This is a genomic window from Pseudomonas sp. Root329, from assembly GCF_001424925.1.
In the GTDB taxonomy this organism is placed as follows: Bacteria; Pseudomonadota; Gammaproteobacteria; order Pseudomonadales; family Pseudomonadaceae; genus Aquipseudomonas; species Aquipseudomonas arabinosi.
The window spans coordinates 411,868-422,665 of the sequence record NZ_LMCV01000012.1; the positions used below are offsets into that span (position 1 = coordinate 411,868).

Below are 10,798 nucleotides of genomic sequence, written 5' to 3' on the forward strand. Positions count from 1 at the left end.
TCTGCTCGTGTGTTGCGGCTGAATCGCGGTTTGTTTTTCCGACAAGGCTGCACTGCATGTTGACCGCATCGTTGATTTTCCTGCTGACCATCACCTTGGTGATCTGGCAGCCAAAAGGCCTTGGCGTTGGCTGGAGTGCGGTATTCGGCGCGGTGCTTGCGCTGATTTTCGGGGTCGTTCACCTCAGCGACATCCCGCTGGTGTGGCAGATTATCTGGAACGCCACCGGGACTTTTGTCGCGCTGATTGTCATCAGTCTGCTGCTGGACGAGGCGGGGTTCTTCGCCTGGGCGGCGTTGCATGTGGCCCGTTGGGGACGGGGCAGCGGACGCAAGCTGTTTGCTTACATGGTGCTGCTCGGTGCGTTGGTGTCGGCGTTGTTCGCCAACGACGGGGCGGCGCTGATTCTCACGCCCATCGTGATTTCCATGCTGCTGGCGTTGCGCTTTTCCCCGGCGGCGACACTGGCGTTCGTCATGGGCGCCGGTTTCATCGCTGACACGGCAAGCCTGCCGTTGGTGGTGTCGAACCTGGTGAATATCGTTTCCGCGGACTTCTTCCACATCAGTTTCAATCGTTACGCGGCGGTGATGATCCCGGTCAACCTGGTAAGTGTTGCGGCGACGCTGGCGATGCTGATGTGGTTTTTCCGTCGTGACATTCCCAAGGATTACGACCCCGAGCAACTGGCGCATCCGGCTTCAGCGATCCACGACCAAGCCACGTTTTATGCCGGTCGGGCCGTGTTGGTGATTCTGCTGCTCGGCTGCTTCGCGCTGGAACCGCTGGGGATTCCGATCAGTGCCATTTCTGCGGTGTGCGCGGTGTTGCTGCTGGCCATTGCCGCCCGTGGTCACAAAATATCCACGCGCAAAGTCATCAAAGAAGCGCCCTGGCATATCGTGATTTTCTCGCTGGGCATGTACCTGGTGGTGTATGGCCTGCGTAACGCCGGGCTCACGGGGTATCTGGCCGGATGGCTGGATGGTTTTGCCGGTTACGGCGTGTGGGGCGCGGCCATGGGCACGGGCGTGCTGACGGCGCTGCTGTCGTCGGTGATGAACAACCTGCCGACGGTGCTGATCGGTTTGCTGTCGATCGATGCCAGTCAGGCGACCGGGGTGGTGAAGGAGGCGATGATCTACGCCAACGTCATCGGCAGCGACCTGGGGCCGAAGATTACGCCGATCGGTAGCCTGGCGACGTTGCTGTGGTTGCATGTGCTGGAGCGCAAGAGCATTCGGATCGGCTGGGGGTATTACTTCAAGGTCGGGATTGTGCTGACGGTGCCTGTTTTGTTGGTGACGTTGGCGGCGTTGGCATTAAGGCTATCTATCTGAACCGAGCTGGCCCTATCGCGAGCAAGCTCGCTCCCACAGGGATCTTCGTCATAAGGAGATCAAATGTGGGAGCGGGCTTGCTCGCGAATGGGCCATTGCAGTCACCACAAAACTCAGCCACTGCCAGGCACATTCGGCCAAAGATCCGCCACCAGAAACAGCCGCTCGGCTTCTTCCCAGTCACCCTGGGCATTTTCTGTGAGTCGCACCAGCAACTGCGCCGGGGCCAGTGGCTCCAGATCTCTGAGCCAGGTATTCAGCTGTTCAGTGCTCCAGGTCTGCTCCTCCGGATAGTGCGCCGGTGCCAGCCAGGCATGGCGGGGCAGGGGTTGCCAGCGACCGAACGGGCGCTGCACGACGAAGTCTGCCCAGTCCTTCTGGTGCAGCCAGCTACCGCGTAAATGCTGGGGATGTGCGCCAATCGGTGGCTCGGCCGGTCCCGGCCACGGATACAGCAAATAACCGCCCAGCCACAAATGCGCACTGAACTGCTGGATATCCAGCGCCGCCAATACTTCACGGCTCTCCGGGCGCGCCGAAATCGGCAATTGATGCTGAGTCAGATGGGCCAGTTTGCGGTCCAGTCGATCGTGGCAGCCGGGGCCGAGCCACTGCGCCGTGTCGTGTCCGTCGCCATTTTGCGGGCCAAGGTAAAGTTTGATCGCCAGTTCCAGATGATGCACGCCGTCACGATCGCGCAGCAGCATGTCCAGCTCGCCCAGCGTGTGGCCTTCGCGGCGGATCGGCATATTGGCGGCAATCAGGTCGATACCCGGCGCGTGCCGCACGGCATATTGCCAGAGGCGTTCGTAGTACAAGCCCAATCGCCGGGTCCGGGCCTGCGCCAGCCAGTGCAGCAAGTCATAACTGTCGTGATCGAGTTGCCGCAGCCACCGTTCCAGCTGCTCAGGCGCTTGTACCCAGTCACTGCCGGTCAGCGGATGACGCTGCGGCCACGTCGTGACGCCAAGCATCGGCGGCGCGAGGATGACCCAGGCCAGGTCGCGCACTTCGGGGTGGCGCAACTGGTGGGGTAACTGCAGCAAATCGGGAAATAGGATCATCTTGCGAGCATAGCCTCAATCGTGAGTACACCGTTGTGGCTGAAAGGATTTTGTCTATCCCGCGCTTTCGCCCATAATCGTGTTTTTCGCCGCCGCGCAGGAACCTCATGGAGCAATTTCGTAATATCGGCATCATCGGTCGCCTGGGCAGTTCTCAGGTGCTGGATACCGTCCGCCGACTGAAACGGTTTCTGCTCGATCGTCACCTGCACGTGATCCTCGAAGACACCATCGCCGAAGTCTTGCCGGGTCATGGCTTGCAAACCTCGTCGCGCAAGATGCTCGGCGAAGTCTGTGACATGGTGATTGTGGTCGGTGGTGACGGCAGCCTGCTCGGCGCCGCCCGCGCACTGGCCCGACACAATATTCCGGTGCTCGGCATCAACCGTGGCAGCCTGGGCTTTCTGACCGATATTCGCCCCGATGAGCTGGAAGTCAAAGTCGCCGAAGTGCTCGACGGCCACTATCTGGTCGAGAACCGCTTCCTGCTGCAAGCCGAAGTCCGCCGCCACGCCGAGGCCATTGGTCAGGGCGACGCGCTGAACGATGTGGTGCTGCACCCCGGCAAATCGACGCGGATGATCGAGTTCGAGTTGTACATCGACGGCCAGTTCGTCTGCAGCCAGAAGGCCGACGGCCTGATCGTCGCCACGCCGACCGGTTCGACTGCCTACGCGCTGTCGGCGGGCGGGCCGATCATGCATCCCAAGCTCGACGCTATTGTGATTGTGCCGATGTACCCCCATACCTTGTCGGGCAGGCCGATTGTGGTCGATGGCAACAGTGAGCTGAAAATCGTCGTGTCCAAAGATATGCAGATTTACCCGCAAGTCTCCTGTGACGGGCAGAATCATTTCACCTGCGCGCCGGGTGACACCATCACCATCAGCAAGAAGGCCCAGAAGCTGCGGCTGATTCACCCGCTCGACCACAACTATTATGAAGTCTGCCGGACCAAACTCGGCTGGGGCAGCAAGTTGGGTGGTGGAGGCGACTGATGCTCGATCCCGCGCGTAGCTACGACCTGATCGGTGACGTGCACGGTTGCGCTCTGACCCTTGAGCACTTGCTCGACCGGCTCGGCTATCAAAAACAACGTGGCGTCTGGCGGCATCCGTCGCGCATGGCGGTGTTCGTCGGCGACATCATCGACCGCGGCCCGCGGATTCGCGAAGCGCTGCACATCGTTCACGACATGGTCGAAGCGGGTCAGGCGCTGTGCATCATGGGTAACCATGAATTCAACGCCCTCGGCTGGAGCACGCCGGCGCCTCCGGGCAGCGGCAAGCAGTTCGTGCGTGAACACACCCCGCGCCATGCCCGTTTGCTGAACGAAACCCTGACCCAGTTCGAAGACCATCCGGCTGACTGGCATGACTTCCTGCAATGGTTCTATGAGATGCCATTGTTCGTCGATGCCGGGCGTTTCCGCGTGGTGCATGCCTGCTGGGACGCGGGGCTGATCGAACCATTGCGCGCGCTATTCCCCAACGGTTGCGTCGACGAGCACTTCCTCCAGGCCTCGGCCGTACCGGGCAGTTTCGCCTGCACCGTGTTCGACCGCCTGTTGCGTGGCACCGACATGCGCTTGCCTCATGGGCTGACCATGACCAGCGGCGATGGCCTGACGCGTTCGTTCTTCCGCACCAAATTCTGGGAAGACGACCCGCAAACCTACGGAGACATCGTGTTCCAGCCCGACGCCTTGCCCGAACCGGTGGCCCGGACGCCGCTGTCGTCCACTGAAAAAAACACCTTGCTGCGCTATGGCGTTGATGAGCCACTGTTGTTCGTGGGCCATTACTGGCGCAGCGGCAAACCGGTGCCGATCCGGCCGAACCTGGCCTGTCTGGATTACAGCGCCGTGCTCTACGGCAAACTGGTCGCCTATCGTCTGGACCAGGAAACCCGTCTCGACCCGCATAAATTTGTCTGGGTCGATGTCGAGCGGCCGGAGGTGCTGCGATGAGTGCCGTTGCTGTTTTACGGCTGCCGCTGGCGGTGGACTTGAGCGGGTTCGTCAAACTGCTGCAACGCATGCAGGTGCCGCATCGGGTCAGCGAAGAGGCGGGAGAGCAGGTGCTATGGGTGCCGGCCAACATCAGCGAAGACGTGCGCTCGTTGTACGAACGCTTCCCGGCCGGTGATCCCGATCAACAGCTGGATATTCCGGTGGCGCAAACCATAAAGCGCCCAAGTTTCGTCGAGCAACTGCGCCACGCCAAGGCGACAGCGTTCGTGTTGCTGCTGAGCCTGCTTGTCGGCGCGGTGACGCTGCTGGGCGAAAACCTCGACACGATGCGCTGGCTGACCTTCCTCGATTTTCGCGTTGTCGGCGAGTACATCCACTTCGTGCCATTGGCCGACAGTCTGGCGGCGGGGCAATGGTGGCGTCTGGCGACACCGATGCTGATCCACTTCGGCATCCTGCACCTGGCCATGAACGGCATGTGGTATTGGGAACTGGGACGACGCATTGAGTCGCGCCAGGGCAGTATCAACCTGATTGGTCTGACCTTGCTCTTCAGTCTGGTGTCTAACTACGCCCAGTATTATTTCAGTGGCCCGACCCTGTTCGGCGGGTTGTCCGGCGTGCTCTACGGTCTACTTGGGCATTGCTGGATTTTCCAGCTGATTTCGCCGAACCGTGCTTATAGCCTGCCGCGCGGCGTGCTGGTGATGATGCTGGTGTGGCTGCTGCTGTGCCTGTCCGGGCTGGTCTCGATGATCGGCTTCGGTGAAATTGCCAATGCGGCGCACGTCGGCGGGTTGCTCGTCGGATGCTTGACCGGCTTGTTGGGTGGTTTGTACAACCGCCGTAAACTGGCCGCCTAAAACAGTTATGTATTAAAGAGCGCGGAGCCCTTGATGTCCTCTTTTAACGAAATGATCAACAACATCACCCCTGATATCTACCAGAGCCTGAAACTGGCAGTGGAAATCGGTAAATGGTCCGACGGTGGCAAACTCACCGCCGAACAACGCGAACTGTCGCTGCAAGCGATGATCGCCTGGGAAATCCAGAACCTGCCCGAAGACCAGCGCACTGGTTACATGGGCGTGCAGGAGTGCGGCTCCAAGTCGATCGAAGTGCCGAATATCCTGTTCAAGTCGGATGCCGTCCATTGATCGAGATTGGCCGCGGTGCAATCAGCAAAATGTCGGCGCGCCTTGACGGGCCGAACGTGCAGTACGCGTTTCGTCTGGACGACGTCGAGGTGCCGGTCAATCCATTGATCGGGACCACGGTGCGCCTGGAATACCTGGGCGCTATTCACTGCACCCATTGTGGACGCAAGACCAAAACCAGTTTCAGTCAGGGTTACTGCTACCCGTGCATGACCAAACTGGCCCAGTGCGATATCTGCATCATGAGCCCTGAGCGTTGCCACTACGACGCTGGCACCTGCCGTGAGCCGGAGTGGGGCGAGAAGTTCTGCATGACGGATCACATTGTGTATCTGTCCAACTCCTCGGGGGTGAAGGTCGGGATTACCCGCGCCACCCAGCTGCCGACCCGTTGGATCGATCAGGGCGCCCGTCAGGCCTTGCCAATCATGCGGGTTTCGACCCGTCAGCAGTCGGGTTTCGTCGAAGACCTGTTCCGCAGTCAGGTGGCGGACAAGACCAACTGGCGTGCATTACTCAAGGGCGACGCGGTGTCGGTCGACCTGGCGCAGGTTCGTGATCAGCTGTTCGACAGTTGCGCCGAAGGATTGCAAAGTTTGCAGGAACGATTCGGCCTACAGGCGATCCAGACCATTACCGATGTAGAAACGCTCGAAATCCGCTATCCGGTCGAGCAATACCCGGCCAAAATCGTCAGCTTCAACCTGGACAAGAATCCGATCGCCGAAGGCACGCTGTTGGGAATCAAGGGCCAGTACCTGATTTTCGACACCGGCGTAATCAATATTCGTAAATACACGGCCTACCAGCTCGCCGTGCATCAGTAAGGACTCCAGCATGCGCACCGAACAACCGAAGATGATCTACCTGAAGGACTATCAGGCGCCCGAGTACCTGATCGACGAGACGCACCTGACCTTCGAGTTGTTCGAGGACCACAGCCTGGTCCATGCGCAACTGGTGATGCGCCGCAATCCTGAACGTGGCCCGGGCCTGCCGCCGCTGGTGCTGGATGGCCAACAGCTTGAATTGCTGTCGGTGACCCTGGCTGATCGCGAGCTGAGCGACGCGGACTACCAACTGACCGAGAATCACCTGACCCTGCACCCGACCAGCACCACCTTCACGGTCGATACCAGCGTCAAGATCCACCCGGAAACCAACACCGCGCTGGAAGGCCTGTACAAATCCGGCACGATGTTCTGCACCCAGTGCGAGGCCGAAGGCTTCCGCAAGATCACCTATTACCTCGACCGTCCGGACGTGATGAGCACGTTCACCACCACGGTGGTTGCCGAGCAGCACAGTTATCCGGTGTTGCTGTCCAACGGCAACCCGATTGCCAGCGGTCCGGGTGAAGACGGCCGGCACTGGGCGACCTGGGAAGATCCGTTCAAGAAACCTGCCTACCTGTTCGCGCTGGTGGCCGGTGATTTGTGGTGCGTCGAAGACACCTTCACCACCATGACCGAGCGCTCCGTGGCGCTGCGCATTTATGTCGAGCCGGAAAACATCGACAAGTGCCAGCACGCCATGAACAGCCTGAAGAAGTCCATGCGCTGGGACGAAGAGGTTTACGGTCGCGAGTACGACCTGGACATCTTCATGATCGTCGCGGTCAACGACTTCAACATGGGCGCCATGGAGAACAAGGGCCTCAACATCTTCAACTCGAGCGCCGTGCTGGCCCGCGCCGAAACCGCGACCGACGCCGCGCACCAGCGGGTCGAGGCGATTGTTGCCCACGAATACTTCCACAACTGGTCGGGCAACCGCGTGACCTGCCGCGACTGGTTCCAGTTGTCGCTCAAGGAAGGCTTCACCGTGTTCCGCGATTCGGGCTTCTCCGCCGACATGAACTCGGCCACGGTCAAGCGCATCCAGGACGTGGCGTACCTGCGCACCCACCAGTTCGCCGAAGATGCTGGTCCCATGGCTCACGCCGTGCGCCCGGACAGCTTCATCGAGATTTCCAACTTCTACACCCTGACCGTGTACGAAAAGGGTTCGGAAGTGGTCGGCATGATCCACACCTTGCTCGGCGCCGAAGGCTTCCGCAAAGGCAGCGACCTGTACTTCGAACGCCATGATGGCCAGGCCGTGACTTGCGACGACTTCATCAAGGCAATGGAAGACGGCAACGGTGTCGACCTGAACCAGTTCAAACGCTGGTACAGCCAGGCCGGTACACCGCGTTTGGCGGTCAGCGAGTCCTATGACGCGGCGGCGAAAACCTACAGCCTGACGTTCCGTCAAAGCTGCCCGGCAACCCCGGACAAGGTTGAGAAGTTGCCGTTCGTGATCCCGGTCGAGTTGGGCCTGCTGGACGCCAAAGGCGCGGCCATTGCGTTGCGTCTTTCCGGTGAAGCCAGCGCCCAGGGCACCTCACGGGTCATTTCGGTGACCGAAGCCGAGCAGACATTCACCTTCATCGACATCGCGGAACAGCCATTGCCTTCGTTGCTGCGTGGCTTCTCGGCGCCGGTGAAACTGAGCTTCCCGTACAACCGCGATCAACTGATGTTCCTGATGCAGCACGACAGCGACGGGTTCAACCGCTGGGATGCGGGTCAGCAATTGTCGGTTCAGGTGCTGCAAGAGCTGATTGCTCAGCAGCAAAAGGGCGAGAAACTGGTGCTGGATCAGCGTTTGATTTCTGCCTTGCGCACCGTGTTGTCCGACGAGACGCTGGATCAGGCGATGGTTGCCGAAATGCTTTCGCTGCCGGGCGAGGCGTACCTCACCGAAATCAGCGAAGTGGCGGACGTTGACGCCATTCACATCGCTCGCGAGTTTGCTCGTAAACAATTGGCAGAAGGTTTGTTCGAAGCGTTGTGGCTGCGTTATCAGGCCAATCGCGATCTGTCGAAGAAAACCCCGTATGTGGCTGAGGCCGAGCACTTCGCTCGTCGCGCATTGCAGAACATTGCGCTGTCCTACCTGATGCTCAGCGGTAAACCGCAAGTGGTGGCGGCGACGCTTGAGCAGTTCGAGACCAGCGACAACATGACCGAGCGCTTGACGGCGTTGGCAGTGTTGGTGAATTCGTCGTTCGAAGAAGAGAAGGCCACGGCATTGGCGAGTTTTGCCGAGCACTTCAAGGACAATCCGCTGGTCATGGATCAGTGGTTCAGCGTCCAGGCGGGCAGCGTGTTGCCCGGTGGTCTGGAGCGGGTCAAGGCGTTGATGCAGCATCCGGCGTTCAACATCAAGAACCCAAACAAAGTGCGGGCATTGGTCGGTGCGTTTGCCGGGCAGAACCTGATCAACTTCCATGCGGCCGATGGTTCGGGTTATCGGTTCCTCGCGGATCTGGTGATTGAGTTGAACGGGTTTAATCCGCAGATCGCTTCTCGGCAATTGGCGCCGCTGACTCGCTGGCGCAAGTATGACGATGCGCGTCAGGCGTTGATGAAAGGTGAGTTGGAGCGGATTCGTGCTTCGGGTCAGTTGTCGAGCGATGTGTTTGAGGTGGTCAGCAAAAGCCTGGCCTGAGTTTGGGTCTTGTTTCCGCGGGGGTGTATATCCATTYCTGCGGTAACGGCCACTTAGGGTTTCGCCCTTACGGCGACTCACTTTTTTTCAAACCGGTACGTGTCAAGGTACCTGTCGCCTTGCTCCTACAGTTGTTAGCCCGTTGCGCCCCTAATTWCAGGGCGTTCCGGGTTTAAATACACCGCATCTGCGAGCTTCCAGTTCCGTGTCCGAGTACTCCAGCGGCTCGGATTAGCTTCCCTCGCATCTTCATNCAGGGCGTTCCGGGTTTAAATACACCGCATCTGCGAGCTTCCAGTTCCGTGTCCGAGTACTCCAGCGGCTCGGATTAGCTTCCCTCGCATCTTCATACAGCGCTGCTCTAGCTTTTAATAAAGCTGTAGCTTTGCCTTCGTGGCGTTCGTTTGGTGTCACGTATTTCAAAGCACTGTGGCGGTGATCTTCGTTGTACCACTCGATAAATTTCTGTACCCAAAGCCTTGCTTCCGTGACCGTATCAAATGGTTGATCCGGCCAGAGTGGGCAGTACTTTGCGGTGCGAAAAAGTGCCTCGGCATAGGCGTTATCATTGCTCACCCTTGGCCGGCTAAAAGAGGGTTCGACGCCCAGGGCKATCATGCTTTCACGTAACAAAGAGCCTCTCATAACGTGGCCGTTATCCGAGTGCAGCACCAACGGACGACCTGCTGTGTGTTCACGTAAGCATCCTTTTYTGAGCAGCTCACACGCGTGTTCAGCGCATTCAACCTCATGCACTTCATTGGCAACCAGCTTGCGGCTGAAGACATCCTTGACCATGTACCAGTAGAAAAAACGACCTTTGACAGTGCTGGGCAGCCAAGTGATATCCCAACACCACACTTGATTGGGAGCGTCAGCRCGATGCGTCGTCAGCACCCTGCGTTTTGGGGCTTTGGTACGGCCACGACGCACGTTTTGATTGGCGGCTTTTAACACACGATAAAACGTCGACTCCGAAGCCAGATAGATGCCTTTATCAGCCAGCTTAGGAACGATTTGGTGCGGGGTGAGGCTGGCGTAGCCAGCCTGATTGGCAGCATCAAGAACCGCTTGGCGCTCTGCCTCACTGAGCTTGTTCGTCGGCATTGCCCGCTGAGCCAGCAGTCGCCCATCACAGTCAGCGTGTCGCCAGCGTTGAACTGTTCGCAGGCTCAGCCCCAGCTCATTACAGGCTCGATATCGACGAGCACCATTCAGCACCGCGTCTGCAATCAACTTCATGGCGTGCGTACGATCAGAGGCGTTGATCAGTCTTCCTTGTCCTTGCCCCAGATCGCATTGGCTTTTTTTCTGAGCTCCAGCAAGGCCACCGCCTCCGCACGACCGGCATCAGACTGGATCAGTTGACGCTCAAGTACTTTGATGCGCCGTTCCTCGGCTGTCTTGGAGGTTCGAGAGTTGAGATCAACAACYGGATTGGCGTTTTGGCAAGCCACTCGCCACTGTTGGATTTGCTCAGGGTAAATGCCCTTGATTCGGCAGTACTGAGAGATCTCMACCTCGCTCAATGGCGCGGTTTCCATGACCGCATTGAATTTATCGGCGCTTGACCATTGATCACTGGTCTTGCCGTTTCCCGGAACGATCAAGCCCTTATCTCTAGCCATTTGCCTCCAGTTTCGCAGTGACTGTGGCGTGAGATTGAGCGCAACGGCAAGTTCTGCCACTGATCGATTGAGGGGCGGCATCATTTGCAGAACGACCCAGTCTTTGAAGTCGCTTTCGTATCGCTTGCCCATTTTGGACATT

The 10,798-nt window shown here is 58.9% G+C and carries 8 protein-coding genes and 1 pseudogene; 7 read left to right on the forward strand and 2 right to left on the reverse strand.

Features of this window, described 5'->3' with window-relative positions; all coding sequences use genetic code 11:
* Nucleotides 1-56: 56 nt before the first annotated feature.
* Nucleotides 57-1,340 carry an arsenic transporter gene (locus tag ASC74_RS13400; protein ID WP_056741796.1) on the forward strand — a complete coding sequence of 428 codons (1,284 nt, stop codon included), beginning with the start codon at nucleotides 57-59 and terminating at the stop codon, nucleotides 1,338-1,340.
* Nucleotides 1,341-1,453: 113 nt separating this feature from the next.
* Here the strand turns inward: ASC74_RS13400 and ASC74_RS13405 are convergent, their stop codons facing one another.
* Nucleotides 1,454-2,404, reverse strand: coding sequence for a DUF1853 family protein (locus ASC74_RS13405; protein ID WP_056741797.1), 951 nt, complete (start codon nucleotides 2,402-2,404; stop codon nucleotides 1,454-1,456).
* Between the two features lie 107 nt (nucleotides 2,405-2,511).
* On the opposite strand from ASC74_RS13405, the gene ASC74_RS13410 reads away from it, so the two are divergent.
* From ASC74_RS13410 to pepN, 6 genes are read left to right on the forward strand one after another with little or no spacing between them, the layout of a single operon-like run.
* Nucleotides 2,512-3,402 (forward strand): NAD(+) kinase, encoded by an 891-nt coding sequence (locus ASC74_RS13410; protein WP_007906781.1) that lies wholly within the window; start codon nucleotides 2,512-2,514, stop codon nucleotides 3,400-3,402.
* Nucleotides 3,399-4,373, forward strand: coding sequence for a metallophosphoesterase (locus ASC74_RS13415; protein ID WP_409201471.1), 975 nt, complete (start codon nucleotides 3,399-3,401; stop codon nucleotides 4,371-4,373). Before ASC74_RS13410 ends, ASC74_RS13415 begins: the two co-directional genes overlap by 4 nt.
* Nucleotides 4,370-5,239 carry a rhomboid family intramembrane serine protease gene (locus ASC74_RS13420; protein WP_056741798.1) on the forward strand — a complete coding sequence of 290 codons (870 nt, stop codon included), beginning with the start codon at nucleotides 4,370-4,372 and terminating at the stop codon, nucleotides 5,237-5,239. The genes ASC74_RS13415 and ASC74_RS13420 overlap by 4 nt, the downstream gene beginning before the upstream one ends.
* Nucleotides 5,240-5,272: 33 nt before the next feature.
* Entirely contained in the window at nucleotides 5,273-5,533 is a 261-nt protein-coding gene (locus ASC74_RS13425; protein ID WP_008152127.1) for a YeaC family protein, read from the forward strand.
* The gene (locus tag ASC74_RS13430; RefSeq protein WP_008152129.1) at nucleotides 5,530-6,360 is read left to right on the forward strand and encodes a DUF2797 domain-containing protein; all 831 of its coding nucleotides are present in this window, start codon (nucleotides 5,530-5,532) and stop codon (nucleotides 6,358-6,360) included. Before ASC74_RS13425 ends, ASC74_RS13430 begins: the two co-directional genes overlap by 4 nt.
* 10 nt (nucleotides 6,361-6,370) lie before the next feature.
* A complete protein-coding gene (pepN, locus tag ASC74_RS13435; RefSeq protein WP_056741799.1) occupies nucleotides 6,371-9,028 on the forward strand; it encodes an aminopeptidase N in 2,658 nt (885 codons plus the stop codon).
* A gap of 254 nt (nucleotides 9,029-9,282) precedes the next feature.
* Here the strand turns inward: pepN and ASC74_RS13440 are convergent.
* A pseudogene (locus tag ASC74_RS13440) lies at nucleotides 9,283-10,788 on the reverse strand (IS3 family transposase); the annotation flags it as partial.
* Nucleotides 10,789-10,798: the final 10 nt, after the last annotated feature.

Coding starts and splice junctions, on each gene's coding strand:
- ASC74_RS13410 (WP_007906781.1), top strand. CDS start 2,512: ATGGAGCAATTTCGTAATATCGGCATCATCGGTCGCCTGGGCAGTTCT.
- ASC74_RS13405 (WP_056741797.1), bottom strand. CDS start 2,404: ATGATCCTATTTCCCGATTTGCTGCAGTTACCCCACCAGTTGCGCCAC.
- ASC74_RS13420 (WP_056741798.1), top strand. CDS start 4,370: ATGAGTGCCGTTGCTGTTTTACGGCTGCCGCTGGCGGTGGACTTGAGC.
- ASC74_RS13400 (WP_056741796.1), top strand. CDS start 57: ATGTTGACCGCATCGTTGATTTTCCTGCTGACCATCACCTTGGTGATC.
- ASC74_RS13425 (WP_008152127.1), top strand. CDS start 5,273: ATGTCCTCTTTTAACGAAATGATCAACAACATCACCCCTGATATCTAC.
- pepN (WP_056741799.1), top strand. CDS start 6,371: ATGCGCACCGAACAACCGAAGATGATCTACCTGAAGGACTATCAGGCG.